The sequence below is a fragment of the Flavobacterium plantiphilum genome (assembly GCF_046000495.1).
Taxonomy (GTDB): domain Bacteria; phylum Bacteroidota; class Bacteroidia; order Flavobacteriales; family Flavobacteriaceae; genus Flavobacterium; species Flavobacterium plantiphilum.
Genome location: NZ_JBELQA010000008.1, coordinates 16,248 through 41,213, shown reverse-complemented (window position 1 = coordinate 41,213; position 24,966 = coordinate 16,248). Strand labels below are relative to the sequence as shown.

The 24,966-nt window shown below is 34.6% G+C and carries 23 protein-coding genes; 12 read left to right on the top strand and 11 right to left on the bottom strand.

All coding sequences use genetic code 11. The features are described from left to right. Nucleotides 1-22: 22 nt before the first annotated feature. From ABS764_RS13540 to ABS764_RS13520, 5 genes are all read right to left on the bottom strand, one after another. Entirely contained in the window at nt 23-781 is a 759-nt protein-coding gene (locus tag ABS764_RS13540; RefSeq protein ID WP_408082342.1) for a hypothetical protein, read from the bottom strand. A gap of 2 nt (nt 782-783) precedes the next feature. Then, nucleotides 784-1,473, bottom strand: coding sequence for a YjjG family noncanonical pyrimidine nucleotidase (locus tag ABS764_RS13535; RefSeq protein WP_408082341.1), 690 nt, complete (start codon nt 1,471-1,473; stop codon nt 784-786). An 8-nt stretch (nt 1,474-1,481) separates the two neighbouring features. Then, entirely contained in the window at nt 1,482-2,174 is a 693-nt protein-coding gene (gene radC, locus ABS764_RS13530; protein WP_408082340.1) for a RadC family protein, read from the bottom strand. Between the two features lie 86 nt (nt 2,175-2,260). After that, nucleotides 2,261-3,616, bottom strand: coding sequence for a UDP-N-acetylmuramate--L-alanine ligase (locus ABS764_RS13525; RefSeq protein ID WP_408082339.1), 1,356 nt, complete (start codon nt 3,614-3,616; stop codon nt 2,261-2,263). Beyond that, on the bottom strand, nt 3,613-4,326 hold the full coding sequence (locus ABS764_RS13520) for a tetratricopeptide repeat protein (protein WP_408082338.1): 714 nt from the start codon (nt 4,324-4,326) through the stop codon (nt 3,613-3,615). Before ABS764_RS13520 ends, ABS764_RS13525 begins: the two co-directional genes overlap by 4 nt. Before the next feature lie 165 nt (nt 4,327-4,491). On the opposite strand from ABS764_RS13520, the gene ABS764_RS13515 reads away from it, so the two are divergent. Next, the gene (locus ABS764_RS13515) at nt 4,492-5,481 is read left to right on the top strand and encodes a glycosyltransferase family protein (RefSeq protein ID WP_408082337.1); all 990 of its coding nucleotides are present in this window, start codon (nt 4,492-4,494) and stop codon (nt 5,479-5,481) included. Between the two features lie 83 nt (nt 5,482-5,564). On the opposite strand, the gene obgE is transcribed toward ABS764_RS13515, so the two are convergent. From obgE to hpt, 4 genes are all read right to left on the bottom strand, one after another. Further along, nucleotides 5,565-6,566 carry a GTPase ObgE gene (gene obgE / locus ABS764_RS13510; RefSeq protein WP_408082336.1) on the bottom strand — a complete coding sequence of 334 codons (1,002 nt, stop codon included), beginning with the start codon at nt 6,564-6,566 and terminating at the stop codon, nt 5,565-5,567. Between the two features lie 83 nt (nt 6,567-6,649). Then, on the bottom strand, nt 6,650-7,921 hold the full coding sequence (locus ABS764_RS13505; protein ID WP_408082335.1) for a hemolysin family protein: 1,272 nt from the start codon (nt 7,919-7,921) through the stop codon (nt 6,650-6,652). 88 nt (nt 7,922-8,009) lie between these two features. After that, on the bottom strand, nt 8,010-8,582 hold the full coding sequence (locus ABS764_RS13500) for an adenylate kinase (protein WP_408082334.1): 573 nt from the start codon (nt 8,580-8,582) through the stop codon (nt 8,010-8,012). A 108-nt stretch (nt 8,583-8,690) separates the two neighbouring features. Further along, complete coding sequence (gene hpt / locus ABS764_RS13495) at nt 8,691-9,221, bottom strand: hypoxanthine phosphoribosyltransferase (protein ID WP_408082333.1); 531 nt, start codon at nt 9,219-9,221, stop codon at nt 8,691-8,693. 180 nt (nt 9,222-9,401) lie between these two features. Here hpt and ABS764_RS13490 point away from each other — a divergent pair, with 180 nt between their 5' ends. The 5 genes from ABS764_RS13490 (at nt 9,402) to ABS764_RS13470 (ending at nt 15,182) form a co-directional block, all read left to right on the top strand. Then, nucleotides 9,402-10,676, top strand: a complete 1,275-nt coding sequence (locus ABS764_RS13490) for a PQQ-dependent sugar dehydrogenase (protein WP_408082332.1) — start codon at nt 9,402-9,404, stop codon at nt 10,674-10,676. A gap of 35 nt (nt 10,677-10,711) precedes the next feature. Further along, on the top strand, nt 10,712-11,263 hold the full coding sequence (locus ABS764_RS13485) for a hypothetical protein (protein WP_408082331.1): 552 nt from the start codon (nt 10,712-10,714) through the stop codon (nt 11,261-11,263). Between the two features lie 55 nt (nt 11,264-11,318). Beyond that, on the top strand, nt 11,319-12,473 hold the full coding sequence (locus ABS764_RS13480; protein WP_408082330.1) for a 5-(carboxyamino)imidazole ribonucleotide synthase: 1,155 nt from the start codon (nt 11,319-11,321) through the stop codon (nt 12,471-12,473). An 88-nt stretch (nt 12,474-12,561) separates the two neighbouring features. Further along, nucleotides 12,562-13,044 (top strand): 5-(carboxyamino)imidazole ribonucleotide mutase, encoded by a 483-nt coding sequence (gene purE, locus ABS764_RS13475; RefSeq protein WP_408082329.1) that lies wholly within the window; start codon nt 12,562-12,564, stop codon nt 13,042-13,044. 110 nt (nt 13,045-13,154) lie between these two features. Then, on the top strand, nt 13,155-15,182 hold the full coding sequence (locus ABS764_RS13470) for a M3 family metallopeptidase (protein ID WP_408082456.1): 2,028 nt from the start codon (nt 13,155-13,157) through the stop codon (nt 15,180-15,182). Nucleotides 15,183-15,236: 54 nt separating this feature from the next. Here the strand turns inward: ABS764_RS13470 and ABS764_RS13465 are convergent, their stop codons facing one another. Beyond that, complete coding sequence (locus tag ABS764_RS13465) at nt 15,237-16,349, bottom strand: ATP-binding protein (RefSeq protein WP_408082328.1); 1,113 nt, start codon at nt 16,347-16,349, stop codon at nt 15,237-15,239. Between the two features lie 126 nt (nt 16,350-16,475). Further along, entirely contained in the window at nt 16,476-17,288 is an 813-nt protein-coding gene (locus tag ABS764_RS13460; RefSeq protein ID WP_408082327.1) for a UbiA prenyltransferase family protein, read from the bottom strand. Nucleotides 17,289-17,561: 273 nt separating this feature from the next. Between ABS764_RS13460 and gcvP the strand changes: the two genes are divergently transcribed. From gcvP to ABS764_RS13430, 6 genes are all read left to right on the top strand, one after another. Then, a complete protein-coding gene (gene gcvP, locus ABS764_RS13455) occupies nt 17,562-20,411 on the top strand; it encodes an aminomethyl-transferring glycine dehydrogenase (RefSeq protein WP_408082326.1) in 2,850 nt (949 codons plus the stop codon). Between the two features lie 242 nt (nt 20,412-20,653). Next, nucleotides 20,654-21,712 carry a 3-oxoacyl-ACP synthase III family protein gene (locus ABS764_RS13450; RefSeq protein ID WP_408082325.1) on the top strand — a complete coding sequence of 353 codons (1,059 nt, stop codon included), beginning with the start codon at nt 20,654-20,656 and terminating at the stop codon, nt 21,710-21,712. 215 nt (nt 21,713-21,927) lie between these two features. Next, nucleotides 21,928-22,455: a methyltransferase gene (locus tag ABS764_RS13445; RefSeq protein ID WP_408082324.1), complete on the top strand. Its 528-nt coding sequence runs from the start codon at nt 21,928-21,930 to the stop codon at nt 22,453-22,455. A gap of 73 nt (nt 22,456-22,528) precedes the next feature. Then, nucleotides 22,529-23,377 (top strand): glycosyltransferase, encoded by an 849-nt coding sequence (locus ABS764_RS13440; protein ID WP_408082323.1) that lies wholly within the window; start codon nt 22,529-22,531, stop codon nt 23,375-23,377. Nucleotides 23,378-23,446: 69 nt separating this feature from the next. After that, nucleotides 23,447-24,196: an MlaE family ABC transporter permease gene (locus ABS764_RS13435; protein ID WP_408082322.1), complete on the top strand. Its 750-nt coding sequence runs from the start codon at nt 23,447-23,449 to the stop codon at nt 24,194-24,196. Next, nucleotides 24,193-24,957 (top strand): ABC transporter ATP-binding protein, encoded by a 765-nt coding sequence (locus ABS764_RS13430; RefSeq protein WP_408082321.1) that lies wholly within the window; start codon nt 24,193-24,195, stop codon nt 24,955-24,957. The genes ABS764_RS13435 and ABS764_RS13430 overlap by 4 nt, the downstream gene beginning before the upstream one ends. Nucleotides 24,958-24,966 lie beyond the last annotated feature (9 nt).

Sequence of the window (24,966 nt, the reverse complement as noted above, 5' to 3'; positions counted from 1 at the left end):
ATAATTTGAAAGCCGTTTTTTATTAGAATTTAACGTTTATTTTTTCGGAAATCAATTGATCATTTTTAAAATACTCAAAAAACCATTGATTATCTTTCTTAACTAAAACACCTTGCTGACTTCCCTTTTGAGCCAAAAATGAATTAGCATCCGAAGTTTTATAAAGTTTAATCACAACACTTGGTTTACTATTAATTAACTGATAGTTCCCTCCTGCAAGTGGCTGAGCAAAAAGCAATTCGTCCGGATCAAGAGCTACTGACGGAGCTGCTGTTTCAACCTTCTCTGCTTTTTCGGGCTTTTGCAATTTTTCAGGTTTTTGCAATTTTTCAGGTTTTTCTTCCACCACAACATTTGTTCCGCCATTATACTGGTATTCTAATTCATAAATTGAATTAAAAGCTTTATTCAGTGCATCATTATAAGCTACCTGAAAGTCCTTTTCTCTACTTAATCCAATTTCGGATTGATAAACTATTTTACCATAACAATCTTTAAAAGTAACATACAATTTGGTTACTAAAAAACCGCCTTCCTTAACAATATCATAGTTCAAAACTGAGCATCTGTTTATATTATCGGGAACCACTTCATTAGAATAATAGACATCAAAGCCTACTTTGTTCAAATTAAATTTAGATAAAGTAGACATTCTGTATTGATTCTCGGATTTTAAAAACTCATATTTTAATGGAACAACAACTGTTTTATAGTCATTTAAAGATTGTGAAAATCCAACACCGGATAATAATAACAAAAGGAATAGAAAAATATTTTTCATAATTATAAATAGTTTTTAAGTTCTAATAAATGATTAATTTGTTTAACCGCATGCGTTACATTCTGTCTGCTTTCATTAAAATAAATAGCATCAATTCCGGCATCTAATGCTCCTAAAACATCTGCGTCTATAGAATCACCAATCATTATACTGCTTTCCTTTCTGGCTTTTGCCAAATCCAGAGCATACTCAAAAATAATAGGATTTGGTTTCTTTACCCCTGCCATTTCCGAATTAGTAATGGTGGCAAAATAAGTATTAAGTTTGGCATTATTTATTTTTTTAACCTGAACATTCGCAAATCCATTGGTTATTACATGCAGTTTATATTTTTGACTCAAATAATTTAATATCTCTAAAGTACCATCAAAAAGATGATTATTTTCAGTAAGCAACTCGATGTATTCTTCTGAAATAAGTGCAATAGCATCATCTGTAATTTCATATCCTATAGCATCAAAAGACAGCTTTAGTCTGTCATACCGCAATTGCTGATGCGTAATTTTATCATACTGATACAATTTCCAGCAGGCTTGATTGATAGGAATATAATGAGTGATAAAGGTATCAATAAGAACAGTGGGATGATTTCGGGCAAAGATATTTTCAAAGGTAATTTTGGAATTTTTATCAAAATCCCAAAGTGTATGATCTAAGTCAAAAAAAACATCTTTTATATTCTCAATTCTCATTTTTGCTTTTAAAATATTCCTTCATCTACAAAACTATAATATTTTGTTTCAGTCACAATCAAATGATCCAAAACTTTAACATCTAAGCTGTCTCCGGCAAGTTTTAATTTCCGGGTAATTTGCTTATCGGCATCACTGGGTAATAAAGCTCCTGATGGGTGATTATGACATAATATTAATGCGGTTGCGCCTTTTTCAAGTGCCATTTTAAAAACCAGACGAACATCGACCAGCGTTCCTGTAATACCACCAATACTGAGCTGTGCTTTCGAAATTACTTTATTGGAATTATTTAAATACAAAATCCAAAATTCCTCATGTGGTAATTCGCCAATAATGGGTTGCATAATGTCAAAAACTGTCTTACTTGATGTAATCTTAGTTAATTCAATCACTTCCTCTCCTCTTCTTCGCCGTCCTAATTCCATCGCAGCGATTATAGAAATTGCTTTAGCTTCACCGATCCCTTTAAAATTGATTAACTGTGTCATTGTCAATTTACCTAAGGCATTCAAATTAGCATCCACACTGCCTAAGATTCTTTTGCTTAAATCAACTGCTGACTCGTTTCTGCTTCCTGACCCTATCAGAATAGCAATTAATTCAGCATCACTTAAAGCACTTTTGCCTTTGAGCATTAATTTCTCTCTGGGCTTATCATCTTCAGACCAATTGGTAATCGGGAAGGAATTATTTTCCATAGCAAAAGATTCATTTACAACAAATTGTACCTTGTAAATATAACGTTTAATCTTTAAACCGAAAACAATTTTTCTTACAATAAAAACTACGCTATCAACCCTTTCACCTCATCAAAATTCAATCCGCCATAATTACCTGAACTCATTAACAACAAGGCTGTATTATCGAGATTTAAATTAAAAAGATATTCTTTAAATTCTTTTGGATTGGTATAAATAACCAAATCTTTGCGATTAAAGGCATGAGCAATCTGCTCATAGCTTACTTCTTCCAATTGTTTGATTTTTACAGCATCCGGAGAATAGAAAACTACGGCAACATCTGCATGATCCAATGCTCCTTCATATTCTTTTAAAAATTCGGCATTCAGACTACTGTAAGTATGCAATTCCAAACACGCTATCACTTTTCTATCAGGATATTGTTCTTTTACAGCTTTGGTAGTTGCTGCCACTTTACTTGGAGAATGTGCAAAATCTTTATAGGCTACTTTAGCTTTACTTTCTGCTATTTTTTCTAAACGCTTAGAGGCTCCTTTAAAACTGGCGATAGCTTCATAGAAATCGGCTTCATCTACACCCATATTTTGACAAATCCATTTGGCTCCAGCCAGATTATTCAAATTGTGCGCTCCAAAAACCTCGATGGGCATATCGCCTTCTGGAGTTTCCAGCAAAGTTGTTCCGTCTTCTACTTTATAATTTGGTGTAGAATACGGTAATTTTCTAATCGGATTGGTTGCTGCTTCCGCTACACGACTTACTTCAGCGTCATCTTCATTATAAACCAAAATTCCGCCATTAGTAATTTTTTCAATAAAAATTTCAAATTGCTGCACATAATTTTCATAGGTTGGAAACACATTGATATGATCCCAGGCTATACCTGAAATCAGAGCAATATTGGGCTGATACAAATGAAATTTTGGTCGTCGGTCAATCGGTGAAGATAAATATTCATCTCCTTCCAGAACCATGAAATCATTTTCTTCAGTAAGATGCACCATAGTGTCAAAACCTTCCAATTGGGCACCAACCATGTAATCTACTTCAATATTATGATAATGCATAACATGTAAAATCATAGAAGTAATAGTGGTTTTCCCATGAGAACCTCCAATAACAACACGGGTTTTATTTTTAGACTGCTCGTATAAAAACTCCGGATAAGAATAAATTTTCAATCCTAATTCCTGTGCTTTCAGTAATTCTGGATTATCTGCTTTAGCATGCATTCCTAGAATCACTGCCTCAATATCTCCAGTTATTTTTTCGGGAAACCAGCCTAATTCAGCTGGCAGTATTCCTTTTTTCTCTAAACGGGATTTTGACGGTTCAAAGATAGCATCATCACTTCCTGTGACCTGATATCCTTTGTTGTGTAGTGCTAAAGCCAGATTGTGCATAGCACTTCCGCCAATAGCTATAAAATGAGTTTTCATATATTTTTTTTGGGAATTGAATTGCTGTTTTTTAAAGTTTCTAAAATTGCTGAAGCTTTTTCCTGTTGATTCATCTTATTCTTGTATAAATTAGCCAGTTTTAAATAAGCCTTTTTAGAATTCCCAACATTAATCGCTTTTTTATATTGTTGTTCGGCATTTTTATACCGGTTAAAATATTCCTCAATATGTCCTCTGGATAAATAACCATCTACCGGAGAAAGCTGCATTAATTCATTAGAGTACTTCAGTGCTTTACTTTCGCTACCACCGGCAATACCAGGAAGCTTGAGATACAACTCAATTAAGGCCCACCTTGCTTCTATATGTTTTGGATCGAGTTGAATTGCTTTTTCAAAAGAGCTTTTAATCTCATCAATCATCCCAAAAGCTCTAAATTTATTTACTTCTAATGCTTTCATTCCTAAAACCCCTCCGTATTTAAAATAAAAATCAGCTTCTGAAGGTTTAATTTTTTTTAATTTTCCATAATACATTAATGCTGCATCCCAGTTTTTAAGATGTCCTGCGATATCGCCCAGTTTTTCTAAAACATTTATATTAGAAGGTTCTGTTTTTACTATTTTTTCAAAAATTTCCTGAGATTCCTTCCACTTCCCTGCCTGAAAAAACTGTTGCGCTTTCTCAAAATCTGATTGAGAAAAAACCAATAAAGGCAGAAATAAAAAGACAATTAAAAGCTGTTTCATTTTTCAAAAATAAGGAAATTAAAAAGGATTATAAAAACTTTATCTCATATAAAAAACATAAATAATAACAGAATAGCAATCTTAAAACAACCTTATAATAACATCCGGAGAATACTTTCGTAAAAGAAAATAAAAATGTTAATTATTACATTTTAAGTCGTAAATATGAAAATATTCTATGCCATTCAGGCAACAGGAAACGGACACATCAGCAGAGCCACGCAATTGTATCCTTACCTGCAAAAATTTGGTGAAGTCGATTTCCTTTTAAGCGGATGCAATGCCACTTTAGACATTCAATTACCTGTAAAATACAAGAGTAACGGTTGTAGTTTGCATTACAGCAAATGCGGCGGATTAAATTACTGGGAAATTGCAAAAAACATCAGACCCAGACAAATTTACAAAGATGCCGATGCATTGCCGTTAAAAAATTATGATGTTATCATCAATGATTTTGATTCTATTACTGCGCTAGCCTGCAAAATGCAAAAAGCACATTCGGTGCAATTAGGACATCAGGCCAGTTTTATTTCCGCCAATACTCCACGGCCTGAGAGAAAAAGTATTATGGGCGAAATGATTCTCAAACACTATGCGCCATCTCCTAAAAACATAGGATTACATTTTGAAAAATACGATTCATTTATTCTTCCTCCTATTATTAAAGACGAAATTGTTCAGGCCGAACCAACGAACCTGAAACATATAACGGTTTACCTCCCTTCTTTTGATAAAGATTGTCTTGAGAAAGCCTTTAATAAAGTAAGTGACATTCATTTTCACTGGTTTCTACAGGGAGTTGAATTCAAACACACCATTGGAAACATTACGTATTTTCCTGTAAATCAGCAAAAATTTAATGAAAGCTTAATTTCCTGCGAAGGAATCATCACAGGAGGTGGTTTTGAAACTCCGGCCGAAGCCTTGCATCTGGGTAAAAAGGTTCTTTCTATACCTATCATGAATCATTATGAACAGGAATGTAATGCTGCTGCACTCAAAAAAATGGGCGTCCCTGTAGTTTATGAAGTCGGCAAAAATTTCGAACAAATTATCGAAAACTGGCTCAATCAAGACCTCATTTATCCAAAAATGAAAGCCAATAACATTCCGGAGACATTACAATACTTATTTGATACGTATAAAGAATAAAAATATAATGAGAATTTCTTAAAACAAAAAAAACCACTAAGAAATTCAATTCCTTAGTGGTTTTTATATTTCAAAAACTTTTCTTAGTCGTTCAACATTTTCCAAAGTTTGTCTTTCAATTCTGTTAATCCCTGCTGTGCAACAGAAGAGATAAACATATAAGGAACATCTTTAAAAGCTTTGTCGAGTTCTACTTTGAGTTCCGCTTTCAATTCGTCATCCAGCATATCACATTTTGTAATAATCAAAAGACGTTCTTTATCTAGCATCTCAGGATTGTATTTGGTCAATTCATTCACCAGAATATCATATTCCGCTTTGATGTCTGGCGTATCTACGGGTACCATAAACAACAAAGTTGAATTTCGCTCAATATGACGCAAGAAATAATGACCTAAGCCTTTTCCCTCAGCTGCACCTTCAATAATTCCGGGAATATCTGCAATTACAAAAGATTGAAAATCTCTGTAAGCAACAATTCCCAGATTTGGTTTTAAAGTGGTAAACGGATAATCTGCTATTTTTGGTTTAGCCGAAGTCAAAACAGACAACAAAGTAGATTTTCCTGCATTTGGAAAACCAACTAAACCTACATCTGCCAAGACTTTTAATTCTAAAATCACATCCATTTCTACTCCTAGCAATCCTGGTTGCGCATAACGAGGCGTTTGATTGGTAGAACTTCTGAAATGCCAGTTTCCTAAACCTCCTTTTCCACCCTGACAAAGTATTTTTTTCTCTCCATGTTCAGTAATTTCAAAGAGAACTTCCTGAGTTTCCTTATCTCTCACAACAGTTCCCAGAGGCACTTCGATATATTTATCTTCACCGTCAGCTCCTGTGCTTCTGTCTCCACCACCGTCTCCACCGTGACCTGCTTTAATATGACGGGCAAATTTTAAATGAAATAAAGTCCAAAGTCCCTTGTTACCCACTAAATAAACATGTCCGCCGCGACCACCATCTCCACCATCAGGACCGCCTTTTTCAATAAATTTTTCTCTATGTAAATGCGTAGAACCTTTCCCTCCTTTTCCGGAAGAAACAAATATTTTTACGTAGTCTACAAAATTTCCCTCTGTCATTTTTTTTAATATTTCAGCAATCAATTATCAGTTTTTCACAATCGGTCTTTTTACCGAATACGAAATCTGAAACCTGAATACTATTATTTTAAGGCTTTCACCATTACTTTATCAATCTTCACACCATCCATATCAATTACTTCCAATTCAAATTTATGCCAATGTAATTTTTCCCCCTGTTTCGGAATATGTGAAAGTTCAGTCATCATAAGTCCGCTCACAGTAGTGACATCATAGTCGCTCAGCAATTCATCTAATTCAAAATAAGTGAGAAAATCATGTAGCGAATAATGACCGTCAACTAACCATGTTCCGTCTTCTCTTTCTATCAACTGAAAATCTTCTTTATAAAAATCAGAAGCGTTTCCTACTAATGCTTCCAGGATATCATTTAACGTAATCATTCCCTGAAAAACCCCGTATTCATCGGCTACAATAGCATAATGCACCCCCGTTTTCTTAAAGCCTTCCAATGCATTATAAGCCGTAGTATGTTCCATTAAATAAGGTGCTTCAGTTATAATTGCTTCTAAATTGAAATTTTCTTTCTCAATAGTAGCAAATATATTTTTAAGACTTACAACCCCTACGATATTATCAAAATCGTCCTTATACACAGGATAAAAAGAATGCAGCTCCTGAAGCATAAATTCCTTTACCTGATCTTTATTTGCCAGTAAAGGCAACATCACTACCGATTTTCTGTGCGTCATCAGCGAATTTATTTTACGGTCTCCAATATGAAAAACCCGCTCCACAATATCTTGTTCTATTTCCTGAACTTCGCCTACTTCGGTTCCTTCTTTAATAATGGCTTTAATTTCTTCTTCAGTTACTTTTCCATCAGCAGAAGGTTTAATTTGAAGCACTTTTAATAAAAATTCTGTCGAATGTGTTAACAGCCAGATAAACGGTGCTGTAACAATAGAAACTATTTTCATAGGCATAGCCACCGACTTAGCAATGGTTTCCGGATAATTCAGCCCAATTCTTTTAGGCAATAATTCTCCTAAAACTAAAGAAAAGAAAGTCAAAATTACCACTACAATCCCCACAGCTACAGAATGTGCCTGAGATTTCAAAAAATCAAAACCTGACACAAAAATTTCAACATCTGTTGTAATTTTATCGCCACTAAAAATACCGGTAAGAATCCCGATTAATGTAATCCCGATTTGAACAGTTGACAGAAACTTATTAGGTGAATTAGCTAAATCTAATGCAGCCTGAGCCCTTGAATTTCCTTTTTTAGCCGAATTTTCAAGTCTTGATTTTCTTGCTGAAATCAATGCAATTTCAGACATTGAAAAAAGCCCGTTCAATAAGATTAAAAAAAGAATGATTAATAGTTCCATTATTTTGTTTTCGTTTTAAAAATTTAAAGTTTAAAGCTGCTAAAAAAACCTTTAGTAACTTTAAACTTTAAAAAACAAACAATTTTAATTATAAATTGTCAATTACATTACTTAAACGCTCCGTAATTTCTGCAATAGAACCGATACCATTTACGGCATGAAATTTTCCCTGCTCTTTATAAAAACCAATTAAAGGCGCTGTTTTTTCATTGTATTCCTGGTATCTGTTTCTAATTTTTTCTTCATCCTGATCATCAGCTCTTCCGGAAGTTTTTCCTCTTTCTAACAATCTTGCTACAAGAATTTCATCATCTGCTTCCAATGCAATAGTAGCGGTAATTTTTTCATTTTTTGTTGCTAAAAAAGCATCTAAAGCATCTGCCTGTGCAATTGTTCTTGGAAAACCATCAAATAAAAATCCTGCAGATTGCGGATTGTTTTCCACCTCACTTTGAAGCATTTTAATGGTAACTTCATCCGGAACCAATTCACCGTTATTGATATACGTTTGCGCCAGTTTCCCTAATTCAGTTGCATTTTTTATATTAAATCTAAAAATATCTCCTGTTGAAAGATGTGTCAGATTGTATTTCCCTTTTAAAAACTCTGCCTGAGTTCCTTTTCCAGCTCCTGGCTTGCCAAATAAAACAATGTTAGTCATAAAATTTAATTTAAAAATTTAAAAATTTAAGGGTTTAAGAAACTTCTAATCTTTCTCCTTAAACTTTCATATGTATTCCTTTTTTTAATCTTTTAATTCTTGAATCTTTCAATCTTTTAATTGATATACTTCCGGTAAATTTCGTCCTAAACCGTCATAGTCTAAACCAAAACCTACTATAAACTTATTTGGAATCTGAATTCCGATATAATCAATTTTGACCTCTTTTTTATACGCTTCGGGTTTTAAAAAAAGAGTAGCTATCTTAAAATGTTTTGGATTTTGCTTCTTAAACAGCGCTTTCAGTTCTACAATAGTATTGCCCGTATCAATAATATCTTCAATTACAATTACGGTTCGTCCTGTTAAATCCTGATTCAGTCCTATTAATTCTTTCACTTCATTAGTAGAATTCATTCCGTCATAAGAAGCCATTTTCACAAAACTCACTTCACATGGTTTTTTATATTTTTTTACAAAATCAGAAACCACCATAAAAGATCCATTCAATACCCCTACAAAAACCGGAATTTCATCAGCAAAATCAACTTCTATCTGATTCACCATTTGCCGTAGGGAAAAATCAATTTCTTCGGCAGAAATAAACGGAACAAATTGTTTATCGTGAAGTTGAATCATTATTTTTTATTTTAAAATAATGCGCAAAGATACAGAATTCCAACTAAACCTGAGTATCAAAATAAACGCAGTGTAATTTTCATAAAAAATGTTAAATAAGACTTATTTTTCGACATATATTTTTTTCAAAAAATTAAATTTAAGTAAATTGTAGCTACCTAAATTTTAATACAGAATAAAATGAAAACAATAATCCAGATACTCTCAACAGTTTCAATACTACTTTTAACAGCCTGCAACGGTAAGGTAAAAGAAGAAACAAAAGAAAAATTAGCAGAAAAACCATCAGTAGTGGTCAAAACCGCAATAGGCGATTTGACACTTCCTCCACCTTATGCCACAGAATCAGTTACCAAAAACAGTAATGTTGTGGGATGGCCGGAAGGAAAAACTCCAATAGCTCCCGAAGGTTTTACAATAACAAAATTTGCTGATGATTTAGAAAATCCACGTTGGACTTATATCGCACCAAACAATGACATTTTTGTTGTTGAAAGCGGCACAAAAGCAAGTAAAAATCAAATAACTGTTTTTCGTGACGGCAATAAAGATGGCACATTTGAAACCCGCAATGTTTTTATTTCCGGTCTTAACAAACCTTTTGGAATGCTTGTCTTAAACAACTTTTTCTACATTGCTAACACAGACGGATTATATCGCTATCCTTATAAAAATAACCCTTTAAAACTGGAAACAAAAGGCGAAAAAATTCTGGAACTCCCTGCCGGCGGATATAACAATCACTGGACCAGAAATTTACTAGCAAATACTGATGGAACTAAAATCTATATATCCGTGGGTTCAGCAAGTAATGTAGGAGAGCACGGAATGGAGAAAGAAATCCGACGTGCTAATATTTTAGAAATAAATCCTGACGGAACGGGAGAAATAACTTATGCTTCGGGACTTAGAAATCCTGTAGGAATGGACTGGAATCCTGCAAACAATGAACTTTGGACAGCTGTTAATGAGCGTGATGAACTGGGTGACGATTTGGTTCCGGATTACATTACCAGTGTCAAAAAAGAGGGCTTTTACGGATGGCCTTATTCTTATTACGGAAACAATTTGGACCCGAGACTGGAAGGTGCTCATAAAGATTTGGCCGCAAAGGCAATTGTCCCTGATATTCCTGTCGGTTCTCACACCGCTTCTTTAGGACTGGCATTTTATGATAAAGATAAATTTCCTGCGAAATACAAAAACGGTGCTTTTGTAGGACAACATGGCTCCTGGAACCGTGCTAAAATAAGTGGTTATAAAGTAGTTTTTGTTCCTTTTAAAGACGGAAAACCTTCCGGAAAACCCGAAGATTTCCTGACCGGATTTATTGATGATAAAGAGAAAGCAAAAGTCTATGGGCGCCCTGTTGCTGTAACCGTTATGAATGACGGATCCCTTTTAGTAAATGATGACAGCGGAAATACGGTTTGGAAAGTTACTGCTGATAAATAGCAGTATGAGGTATAACGATTTATTTTGACTTAAGAATGATTACTGAACTTCAGTCCAAGCTGGAACACCTAAAAGCGTACCGTAAAGACCGGCTTCTAATAGCTGAATACATTTTAGAAAACAAAAATGATTTGGATGAATTAATTTCGATTTGCCTTTCTGCTGAAGATAAAAACAATCATAAAGCCTGCTGGGTTTTAGAATTTGTTTCCTATAAAAAGTTAAACTGGCTTCAGCCCTATCTTGATTTTTTATGCAAAAATCTTAAAGATTTAACAGATGAAAGCGCAATGAGACCCATTGCTAAAATTATTCAGCTATTAGTATTTTCCCATTTCAAAAAAACAAAAAACAATATTTTTCTTTCCGAAGAAAACCTGCAGGATATTATTGAGACTTCTTTTGACTGGCTTATAAATGACACAAAAGTGGCCACGAAAGCTTATTCAATAAGAACTTTATATGTTTTGGGAAATCAGTATGACTGGATTCATCCAGAACTTCAGATCATCCTGAGCAAAGATTATGCAAACCATTCTGCTGCTTACAAAGCAGTGGCACGGGAAGTTTTGAAGAAAATAAAATAGCATTTTCCAATTCAATCATTTAAAAGTATCTTTGCGCCAATAAACTTTCAACACAATGAATTATTTTTCTTCTGATTTTAAATTAGGAATTCTGGGAGGCGGACAATTAGGAAAAATGCTGTTATTTGACACCAGAAAATTTGACATACAAACTTACGTTTTAGATCCAAGTGACGAAGCACCTTCCCGTATGGCGTGCAATCAGTTTTTTAAAGGAGATTTAATGGATTTTGAAACGGTTTATAATTTTGGAAAAAAGGTTGATGTACTTACTTTCGAAATTGAATTGGTCAATCTTGAAGCCTTAGAAAAACTGGAAAGCGAAGGTCTAAAAGTCTATCCTTCTCCTAAAACATTAAGAAAAATTCAAAATAAAGGAACACAAAAAGATTTTTACACTCAAAACAATATTCCTACTGCACCTTACAAGCGTTTTCCTGATTTAAAAAGTCTGGTGGTAGCACTTTTAGATGCTAAAGTAAAAATGCCTTTTGTCTGGAAATGCACTGAATTTGGATACGACGGAAATGGCGTAAAAATCATTCGTGAAATGGCGGATCTGGATAATCTTGCCACTGTAGAATGTATTGCCGAAGAAATGATTCCGTTCAAGAACGAATTGGCAGTCATTGTTTGTCGCAATCCTTCGGGCGAAATCAAAACCTACCCAGTGGTCGAAATGGAATTTCATCCCGAAGCCAATCAGGTAGAATATGTTATTTGTCCAGCCCGAATAGACGAAAAAGTAGCCGAAAAAGCAAGAGCAATTGCCCTGGATGTGTCTCAAAATTTCAACCATGTAGGACTGTTAGCTGTAGAAATGTTTCAGACTCAGGACGATGAAGTTATTGTAAACGAAGTGGCTCCGCGTCCTCACAACTCTGGTCACTATTCCATTGAAGCAAGTTATACCTCTCAATTTGAAAACCACTTACGCGCTATTTTAGATTTACCTTTAGGAAAAACAGACAGTAAAGTGGCCGGAATTATGGTAAATTTAGTAGGCGAAGAAGGTTTCTCCGGAAATGTTGTTTATCAGAATATCGAAAAAATATTAGGATGGAATGGCGTAACACCACACATTTACGGTAAAAAAGAAACACGCCCGTTTAGAAAAATGGGACACGTAACTATTGTAAATGAAAACATGGCTGAAGCAAGAAAAATTGCCGAGGATGTAAAGAATACCATTAGAGTAATTTCAAAATAATTAAAAAATTTAAAGATTGAAAAATTTAAAGATTGTGATATAATAATTTTTAAATCTTTCAATCATTTAATCTTTAAATAAAAATATAATGAGCAAAGTAGCCGTAATCATGGGAAGTATCTCTGACATGCCAGTCATGCAGGATGCGATTAACATATTAAAAGAATTTGGAATCGAAACAGAAGTTGATATTGTTTCAGCTCACAGAACTCCGGAAAAATTATTCGATTTCAGCAACAATGCGCATACACGTGGCATTTCGGTGATTATTGCAGGTGCCGGTGGCGCTGCACATTTACCAGGAATGGTTGCTTCTATGTCGCCACTTCCTGTAATTGGTGTTCCTGTAAAATCAAGTAACTCTATTGACGGCTGGGATTCTGTTTTATCGATTTTGCAAATGCCGGGCGGAGTTCCTGTAGCTACAGTTGCTTTAAACGGAGCTAAAAATGCTGGAATTCTTGCCGCACAAATCATTGGAAGTGCTAATGCAGACGTTTTAAACAAAATCATCGCTTACAAACTAAGCTTAAAAGAAGCCGTTATTAAAGCTTCGGAAAGTTTAAAATAATTTTTTGACAAAATAATTTTTAAAACCATTAAGACTTAATACATTTAACTCTTAATGGTTTTCTTTATTAATACAATATAATATTTTCAATAATTATGAATAACAAAATAATGAGTGTCCTTACCCAACATTTCGACACCAAACACAACACCGCTCCTTTTTCGCAAATCAATATCGAAGATTATTTCCCTGCTTTTCAGGAAGCCATTGCTTTGGCAAAGGCCGAAATTGATACCATTGTAAAAAATCCGGAAGCACCAACTTTTGAAAACACCATTGAAGCTATGGACTATTCAGGTGCTATTCTGGATCGGCTGTCCAGTATCTTTTTTAATCTGAATTCGGCTGAAACCAATGACGAAATGCAAAAAATCGCACAGGAAGTTTCGCCTATGTTATCTGAATTCGGAAATGACATTACCTTAAACGCTGATTTGTTTGCACGTGTAAAAGCCGTTTACGAGCAAAAAGACACACTGAACTTAAGCACTGAACAAGCAACACTTTTAGATAAAAAATATAAAAGTTTTTCCCGCAACGGAGCCAATCTTCCTGAAGATAAAAAAGACCAATTACGAGAAATTGACAAACAATTATCGAAGTTGAGTTTGCAATTTGGCGAAAATGTTTTGGCTGAAACCAATGCTTTCGAATTGCATTTAACGGATGAAAATGATTTGGCGGGATTACCAGAAGGAACTATTGAAGCCGCTCGCTCATTGGCGAAAGCCCAGGAAAAAGAAGGTTGGATTTTCACCTTAGACCATCCAAGTTATCTTCCGTTTATGACTTATGCTGACAACAGAGAATTGCGTAAAAAAATGGCAATTGCTTTTGGTGCCAGAAGTTTTCAAGACAATGAATTCAACAATGAAGAAATTGTTTTGAAGATTGTAAAACTGCGTCAGCAAAGAGCTAATTTATTAGGTTATGCAACGCACGCTAATTTTGTTTTGGAAGAACGTATGGCCGAAAGTCCTGAAAAAGTAATGGCTTTTGAAAATGATTTATTGGCAAAAGCCAAACCAGCAGCACTAAAAGAATTCGAACAATTAACTGCTTTCGCAAAAGAATTAGACGGCATTGAGCAACTTGAAAAATGGGATGGTGCTTATTATTCAGAAAAATTAAAACAGCAATTATTTAATTTAGACGACGAAAAACTAAAACCATATTTCCAATTAGAAAAGGTTTTAAACGGAGCGTTTACCATTGCTGGAAAATTATACGGATTGACTTTTACCGAAGTATTTGATATTGACAAATACCACGAAGAAGTAATGACTTATGAAGTTACCGACGAAAACAACAACTTAGTTTCTATTTTTTATGCCGATTTTTTTCCAAGAAAAGGAAAACGAAATGGTGCCTGGATGACTTCGTTTAAATCGCAATATGTAAAAGACGGCGTTAATGAAAGACCACATATTTCGAACGTTTGCAACTTTACAAAACCTACCGAAACCAAACCATCTTTATTAACTTTTAACGAAGTAACGACTTTGTTTCATGAATTTGGTCACGGATTACACGGCATGTTGGCTAACACTACTTACCCAAGTTTATCCGGAACTTCCGTTTTTTGGGACTTTGTAGAATTGCCTAGTCAGGTGATGGAAAACTGGTGTTACGAGCCAGAGGCCTTAGCTTTATTTGCTACCCATTACCAAACTGGAGAAGTGATTCCGCAGGAATATGTAGAAAAAATCAAAGAAAGTGCTAGTTTTCAGGAAGGAATTGCAACCTTACGCCAATTGAGTTTTGGATTGTTAGATATGGCTTGGCACGGACAGGATCCAACAAATATTACTAATTTAAAAGCTTTTGAAACCGAGCAATTTAAAAATACTCAATTGTATCCTGACGTTCCCGAAAATGCTATGAGTACGGCATTCTCTCATATTTTTCAAGGTGGTTATTCTTCCGGATATTACAGTTACAAATGGGCTGAAGTTTTAGATGCTGATGCTTTTGAATATTTCAAAGAAAACGGTATTTTCAACAAAGAGGTCGCTACCAAATTCAAAGACAATGTATTGTCTAAAGGTGGCACTGAACATCCAATGACTTTGTACAAACGTTTTAGAGGTCAGGAACCAAAACCAGATGCTTTGTTAAAAAGAGCAGGATTGATTTAGATTTCAGATATAAGATTTCAAATACAAACCGAAGTAGTGATGCTTCGGTTTTTTTTATTTCAAAAACTCCCTGAAATTATCGGCAGTCACGATAGTAAAACTACCTTTATAATTATCTGAAAAAGGTTTGGGTAGTTTGGCTTTTTTTACTTTCCATTTAATTTCAAAAGCATTTACTTCGTCAGCAACAACTTCTATATAATCTACTTCTTGTTGTTGAGTTGTGCGCCAAAAATAAGGTTTGGCATTCCGATTTTCATAACTTAATAATTTCATTCTTTCGGAAATTAAAAAATTTTCCCAAAGTGCTCCTTTGTCCTGACGGAATTCTAAAAAATTAAAATTCCCAATCAACATATTTCGAACACCATTGTCATAAAAATAGATTTTTTTATTGGCTTTAATTTCATTTCGATGATTGCGACTAAAGCTGTTTAATCTAAAAATCACAAAACTTTTTTCAAGCAAATCAATATAATTACTGACCGTATTTTTATCTACACCTACCAGTTGGGCAATTTCATTATAACTCACCTCACTTCCAATTTGAAAAGCCAAAGCCTGCAAAATTTTCTCTAAAACTTCTGATTTTCGAATCCCGGCTAAACTCAAAATATCTTTATACAAATAACTCGATACGAGATTTTTCAGAATTTCATATTCGTTCCCTAAATTATTAATCACATCAGGATACATTCCGTATAACAAGCGTAATTCCAATTGCTGTTGGGCTTTCATATAACCCATATTTTTCTCGAATTCGTTCCAAGAAATTGGATACAAATGATATTCAAATTTTCGCCCTGTAAGTGGTTCCTGAGTAACATGATTAATATCAAAAGCCGAAGAACCACTCACGATAACCTGAACATCTTTAATTTGATCTACGATGATTTTTAATTTCAAACCAATATTAGGAATGCGCTGTACTTCATCTATAAAAACATATTTATTGTCACCAATAATATTCTTAAGCGTTTCAGTATTGGCATTCGATAAGGTTTCAACCACAACAGAGTCATCTCCATCAAGAAACAAAAAAGGAATCCCCTTCAACAAATTTTGAACGAGAGTTGTTTTCCCCACCTGACGTGGTCCAACAAGCACAATTACCTTTCCTTTATTGAGTCTTGCGGTTATGTTTGATAGCAGAAATCGATTTATCATCTCCGTATAATTTTCAACAAAGATACATAAAAAACACTATATTCACCAATTTAAAGTGTTTTTCAGTGAACATATTCACCAATTTAAGGTTGTTTTTGGTGATTATAATCACCAAAATTAGAATTTTTAAAATAAAACCACCATCAACCACCACAAAATCGGCACACTTTCAACCCAAAAAGAAGAATAATATTTAGATCGTTTTTCATTGGAAAAAACTAAAAACAACGACAATATCGCTACTAAAGCCAAGTTCACCCACAGTTGCTTTTCGATAAAATTATTTTTAAAAAGCTCTAAAAAATAAAAAGGAATCAGTAATAACAAACCTAACAATTTAGTTCGCTTTACTCCTATTTGCTGCGGAACGGTTTTAAGATGCGGATCGTCATTGGCCAAATCAATGATTTCGAAAACTAATATCAAATCAAAAACCAATATAAAACGCTGGATGCATTTGATGAAGAAATCCAAACCTAAATTCTGATGTGCATTGACCAATGGCAACATCAGCGTGACTCCTACCCAGCACAGCGAAACAATATAAATTTTTACACCAGCCCAGTTACGGGCATTTTTTCGATTAGGAAAAAAAGGCAGCGTGTACAAAAGAGTCAAAATCAAAACACCTACAGCAACAGCTTGAGTCACCAGCTGCAATTGGAAGAAATAAAAGCCCACCGCCAAAAACGAAAAAAAGCTCAAACCGGCAATTAGTTTCAACTCATTGCGCATCATTCTTTTTTTGGCTCTGGCCAAAGCATCGTATTTCACAAAGTTATACCCCACAATAGTTCCAAAAAAAGCAAATAAAGCTATGGGTTCATCATACGGAATAGCAAACATAAATTGAGTCATTCGCACCAAAGCATAGACCGACAAAGCCACATGAATACTGGATTTGAGGTAAAAATCAAAAAGGGCCTGAATGCGAATCATCTAACAAAAATAAACATTTAGTCAGAATATTTACAAAATCCTTTTATTCAAATAAAATGAATCCTAAAAAACAATGATTTAAAACGGAATTATGTTTATTTTTGCGCCACGAAAAAACAAACTTTTTTATAGCTACAGGAAAGGAGCATAAACTTAAATTTGTTATCCTACAAATTCTGATTTATGTGAAATGAAGTTCAACGTCTCCAAAATGTAATTATTAAATAAGGAGTTAATTCCATTTTCCGATTTAAAACAGATATTTATCTACAAATGAAAACAGACGCTTTTGCTCTAAGACACATAGGCCCGGAGGAATCCGACCTACAACAGATGTTAAAAACAATTGGAGTTGATTCCATAGAACAACTCATCTATGAGACACTTCCAGATGACATTCGTCTAAAAGCACCTCTAAATTTGGATCCTGAAATGACCGAATATGAGTATTTAAAACATATTACTCTTTTAGGAAATAAAAATAAAATGTTCAAAACCTACATTGGTTTAGGGTACAACCAGGCTATTGTTCCTGCAGTTATTCAACGAAATGTTTTTGAAAACCCGGGTTGGTACACTGCTTACACACCTTATCAAGCGGAAATTGCACAAGGACGATTGGAGGCAATTTTGAATTTCCAAACCATGGTTATTGAATTAACCGGAATGGAAATCGCTAATGCATCTCTTCTTGACGAAGGAACTGCTGCTGCGGAAGCCATGGCATTATTATTTGACGTAAGAACCAGAGAACAAAAGAAAGCCAATGTTTGTAAATTTTTCGTTTCTGAAGAAATTTTACCCCAAACATTATCTGTTTTACAAACGCGTTCTACTCCAATAGGCGTAGAATTAGTAGTTGGAAATCACGAAGATTTTGACTTTTCTGAAGAATTCTACGGAGCTATTTTACAATACCCGGGTAAATTTGGACAAGTAAATGATTATACTGATTTTATTGCAAAAGCTGCCGAAAACAATATCAAAGTAGCCGTTGCTGCTGATATTTTAAGTTTAGCTAAATTAACGCCTCCGGGAGAAATGGGTGCTGCGGTGGTTCTTGGAACTACGCAACGTTTCGGAATTCCGTTGGGTTATGGTGGTCCTCATGCGGCTTACTTTGCTACTAAAGACGAATACAAACGTTCGATGCCAGGCAGAATTATCGGAGTTACCGTAGACACTAATGGTAACCGTGCTTTGCGTATGGCATTACAAACACGTGAACAACACATCAAACGTGATAAAGCAACCTCAAACATTTGTACAGCTCAGGTTTTATTATCGGTAATGGCGAGTATGTATGCGGTTTATCACGGACCAAGAGGTTTAAGATATATTGCTAACAAAGTACATGCTTCGGCAGTGACTTTGACAAATACTTTAGCCAAATTAGGTTTCGAACAAACCAATACTGCTTTCTTTGACACCATTGTAATCAAAGCAGATGCTAAAAAAGTAAGAGAAATTGCGGAAGCTAACGAAGTGAATTTCTTTTATCCAAATGAAAATTCAGTTTCTATTTCATTGAATGAAACAATAGGTTTTGCTGATTTGAATAAAGTAGTTTCTATTTTTGCTGCTGCAAAAGGATTAGCTACCATCAGAATTGATGAATTATCAAATACAAATCATTTTCCTGAAAGTCTGGTAAGAACTTCAACATTCTTACAACACGAAGTATTCAACAAATACCATTCTGAAACCGCTTTGATGCGTTACATCAAAATGTTAGAGCGCAAAGATTTAGCCTTAAATCACTCGATGATTTCCTTAGGTTCTTGTACGATGAAATTGAATGCTGCAGCCGAAATGTTGCCATTAAGTGCTCCAAGCTGGAACAGTATTCACCCATTTGCGCCTTTAGATCAAGCACAAGGATACCAGGAGATGCTTACTAAACTGGAAGAATACTTAAACGAAATTACCGGTTTTGCGGCTACTACTTTACAACCTAACTCTGGTGCTCAGGGAGAATATGCCGGTTTAATGGTTATCCAGGCTTATCATGAATCTCGTGGTGACCACCACAGAAACATTGCTTTAATTCCTTCATCAGCTCATGGAACCAATCCTGCTTCTGCGGCAATGGCAGGAATGAAAGTGGTCGTTACAAAAACCCTTGAAAACGGAAACATTGACGTTGAAGATTTACGTGAAAAAGCCATTTTACACAAAGACAATTTATCTTGCGTTATGATTACGTATCCATCCACTCACGGAGTTTACGAAAGTGCTATTAAAGAAATTACTCAAATCATTCACGATAACGGCGGACAGGTTTATATGGATGGTGCGAACATGAATGCACAAGTAGGATTGACGAATCCAGCAACTATTGGCGCTGACGTTTGTCACCTGAACTTACACAAAACATTCGCTATCCCTCACGGTGGTGGTGGACCAGGTGTAGGACCAATTTGTGTGGCACCTCAATTAGCTCCGTTCTTACCTACTAATCCAGTGGTAGCTACCGGAGGAGAAAACGCCATTACTGCTATTTCTGCAGCACCATGGGGTTCCGCTTTAGTTTGTTTGATTTCTTACGGATATATTAGAATGTTAGGTGCTGAAGGTTTAAAATCGGCTACAGAACACGCTATCTTGAATGCAAATTATATCAAAGAAAAATTAAGCGGTCATTACGACACTTTATATTCCGGAGAAATGGGTCGTGCAGCTCACGAAATGATTTTAGAATGCCGTCCATTCAAACAAAAAGGAATTGAAGTAACAGATATAGCTAAACGTTTGATGGATTATGGTTTCCACGCTCCTACTGTTTCTTTCCCGGTTGCCGGAACTTTAATGATTGAACCAACAGAGAGTGAAAACTTAGAAGAATTAGATCGTTTTTGCGAAGCGATGATTTCAATCAGAAAAGAAATTGAAGCTGCTACGATTGAAGACAAAAACAATGTATTGAAAAATGCACCACATACTTTAGCCATGCTCACTAATGAGATTTGGGATTTCCCATACAGCCGTCAGGAAGCGGCATTCCCATTAGAATATATCGCTGAAAACAAATTCTGGCCTAGTGTTCGCAGAGCCGATGATGCTTTTGGAGACAGAAACTTAGTTTGTTCTTGTGCTCCTATTGAAGCGTATATGGAAAGCTAGTTCGAAAAATCATAATTAAAAAGGTGCCTCGTTTATTTCGGGGCATTTTTATAACTCACAGAAAATTATACAACTAAATATTTTTTATCCAAACAACTTTCTTAAATCAGAAATTAAAAGCAGCTGATTTTGAAAATTCTTTAAAAAATATCAGTAATTTTGCCAAATGTATAGCATTTACTATTTTCTCTTTGTTTTGAAAATATTAAATTATCGCTATTATTTTTAATGGAAACAGCCTAATGAAAATAAAAATAACTGGAACAGGAAGTTACATTCCCGAAAGAGTGATTTCCGACAAATACTTTGAACTTCATCAATTTTTAAATGAAGATGGAACACCTATCAAACAATCGAATGAAGTTATTATAAAAAAATTCAAAGCAATAACCGGAATTGAAGAAAGGCGTTATTCAGAAAGTCATTACAACACATCTGATCTGGCTTTCCTAGCTTCACAGAAAGCAATTAAAAATGCAGGAATCGATCCGGAAACCATTGATTATATCATTTTTGCTCACAATTTTGGCGATGTGAAATTTGGGAGTGTACAATCGGATATGATTCCAAGTTTAGCCAGTCGTGTGAAACATAAATTACAGATTAAAAATCCAAAATGCGTGGCTTATGACCTTATTTTTGGTTGTCCCGGATGGGTTGAAGGGGTTTTACAAGCGAATGCTTTTATAAAATCCGGAATGGCAAAACGTTGTTTGGTTATAGGTGCTGAAACGCTTTCGAGAGTAGTAGACGATCACGACCGTGATTCGATGATTTATTCTGACGGTGCCGGAGCAACAATTATCGAAGCTTCTGATAACGAAACCGGAATGCTTTCGTATGAAACTGCCTCTTATACTGAAGAAGAAGCGGGATTTTTATTCTACGGAAAATCATACCACCCAGGCTTAGACCAAAATACCAAATACATCAAAATGTATGGTAGAAAAATTTATGAATTTGCACTAAGCAACGTTCCTACAGCTATGAAAAGCTGCCTGGATAAAAGTGGTATTGCAATAGAAGACGTTAAAAAAATCCTGATTCATCAGGCTAATGAAAAAATGGATGAAGCTATCATTGACCGTTTTTACAAATTATATGACAAAACTGCTCCGGATAATATTATGCCTATGAGTATTCATGATTTAGGAAACAGTAGTGTAGCTACAGTTCCAACACTTTTTGATTTGATATTAAACGGACAAATTAAAGACCACGAAATCAACAAAGGAGATATTCTTATTTTTGCATCTGTAGGTGCCGGAATGAACATTAATGCTTTTGTTTACCGCTACTAGTCTTGAGAATCAATTATAATTAAATCCGCAACCTGAAATTATTTAAGTTGCGGATTTTTCATTAATTAGAAGCAAAAACATAAAAATTCAACCGCAAATTCGCAAATTATTTCATCCCTTAAGTGTTTTCTAATTTGCGAATTTGCGGTATAAAAAACACTATAGAAGCAATATATCTTCGTACATTTGCCGTTGCTATTATAACGCTGTAAACAATGTACGAAAAAACATTTCCTAATAAAAGATTCAGGCACACTTTAAATTTTTTAAAGAAACACGTTTCCGTTTCTGAAACCATTTTTGATTTAGGGGTTCCAAATCCATTTTCAAAAATCATGGAAGAAAACGGATATCAGGTAAAAAACACTAAAGGTGAAGATTTAGACAAAGACCAAACGGCTTTACAAATGGAATCCTACACTGTTTTTACTGCTTTTGAAATTTTCGAACATTTATTAAATCCTTATACCGTTTTAGAAAATGTAACATGCGATAAGTTAGTAATTTCAATCCCGTTACGACTATGGTTTTCTCCTGCTTACAGAAGTAAAACTGATATGTGGGACAGACATTATCATGAATTTGAAGACTGGCAATTAGACTGGCTTTTAGAAAAAACTGGCTGGACAATCACAGCGAGAGAAAAATTCACTCATCCTGTAAAAAAATTAGGTTTCAGACCCTTATTACGTTATTTCACACCCAGATACTACATTGTTTTTGCTGAAAAATTGAATGATTAAAAGATTGAATGATTCAAAAATTGTCACAAATTATGTTATTGGAATTTACAATTTATAATTCATAATTATCACAATGAACTACTACCTAGTTATTCCTGCTCACAACGAAGAAGAATTTATTGCCCAGACTTTAGAATCCTTGGTTTCGCAAACGCTTTTACCTAAAAAAGTGGTAATTGTAAATGATAATTCTACCGACCGAACTGCTGAAATTGTTTTGGCTTTCGCCAAAGAAAATCCGTTTATTACACTGGTAGAAAAAAAATCAAGCGCCATTCATTTACCCGGAAGCAAAGTAATTCAGGCATTTCAGAAAGGTTTTGAAACTCTGGATGAAGATTATGATGTTATTCTAAAATTAGACGCTGACTTAATTTTTCCCGCTAATTATTTCGAAACTATTACCAAACATTTTAATTCTGATCCAACTATCGGGATGGTGGGAGGATTTTGTTATATCGAAAAAAATGGCGACTGGGTTCTGGAAAACTTAACCGATAAAGATCACATTCGCGGTGCATTAAAAGCGTACCGAAAAGAAACTTTTAAACAAATTGGCGGTTTAAAACCACAGATGGGCTGGGACACTGTAGACGAATTACTTTGTAAATTCTATAATTGGAAAATTGTCACAGATGAAAGCTTACATGTAAAACACTTAAAACCTACCGGCGCTAATTATAACAAAACAGCCCGTTACAAACAAGGCGAAGCTTTTTACACTTTAGGTTACGGATTCTGGATTACAGCAATCGCTTCGGCAAAATTATCGTTTATGAAAAAGAGACCTTTATTGTTTTTTGATTATATCAATGGTTTTCTAAAAGCAAAATCAGAAAAAAAACCATTAATGGTCAATACAGAACAAGCAAAATTTATTCGAAATTATCGCTTAAAAAAAATGAAAGAGAAGCTTTTCTAAACAAAAACCCGTAATTCATACCCCATAACTTATAACTAATTTCGTAAATTAGCCCATAATCAAAAAACTATGATGCTTATCCGCTATATATCACAACTAGGGAGATACTTCCTGATGCTGAAAGAAATTTTTAATAAACAGACTAAATGGTCTGTAATGCGCAATCTTATTTTTAAAGAAATAGACGATTTAATTATAGATTCACTTGGTATTGTTGCTTTTATTTCTTTTTTCGTTGGTGGAGTTGTTTCAATTCAGACAGCTTTAAATTTAACAAATCCTTTAATTCCAAAATACCTTATTGGTTTTGCAACCCGACAATCGGTAATTCTTGAATTTGCTCCTACTTTTATTTCGGTAATTATGGCTGGAAAAATGGGGTCATTTATTACCTCCAGTATAGGAACTATGCGTGTTACGGAACAAATAGATGCTCTGGAAGTGATGGGAGTAAACTCTTTAAATTATTTAGTTTTCCCTAAAATCATCGCTTTATTATTATATCCATTTGTCATTGGAATCAGTATGTTCTTAGGAATTTTTGGAGGATGGCTTGCCGGAGTTTACGGGGGTTTTACTACCAGTAATGATTTTATTACCGGTGCCCAAATGCAGTTTATTCCGTTTCATATTACTTATGCTTTTATAAAAACGTTCATTTTTGCAATGTTACTGGCAACCATACCATCGTTTCACGGCTATTATATGAAAGGTGGAGCATTAGAAGTAGGAAAAGCAAGTACCGTATCTTTTGTCTGGACATCAGTATCCATCATACTTTTTAATTATATATTAACTCAGTTGTTATTAGGATCATGATAGAAGTAAAAAACATAGAAAAATCATTTGGAGACAGTAAAATTCTGAAAGGAATAAGTACTGTTTTTGAAACAGGAAAAACCAACTTAATCATAGGACAAAGTGGTTCCGGAAAAACGGTTTTATTAAAAAGTTTATTAGGAATTCACCATCCTGAAGTTGGCACTATTGAGTTTGACGGCCGGATTTATTCGAATCTGGACGACGATGAAAAAAGAGAACTCCGAACTGAAATTGGAATGGTATTTCAGGGAAGCGCTCTGTTTGACTCCATGACAGTAGCAGAAAACGTAGCTTTTCCTCTCCGAATGTTCACCAATAACAGCAAAGCACAAATTAAAGAACGTGTGGATTTTGTTTTAAAAAGAGTTGCGCTGACAGATGCCCATAATAAATTACCTTCTGAAATTTCAGGCGGAATGCAAAAACGTGTAGCTATTGCCCGTGCCATTGTAAACAAGCCCAAATATTTATTTTGTGATGAGCCTAACTCGGGATTAGATCCCAATACATCCATATTAATTGACAACCTAATCAGGGAAATTACCGAGGAATACGACATTACCACTGTAATCAACACCCATGACATGAACTCAGTTATGGAAATAGGAGACAATATTGTTTTCTTAAAAAATGGACTTAAAGAATGGCAAGGTAGCAAAGAAGAAATTTTCAAAACAGATAACCAAGCTGTAGTTGATTTTGTCTATTCATCTAATTTATTTAGAAAAGTAAGAGAAGCTTATTTAAAAGGATATTAAAAACAACTT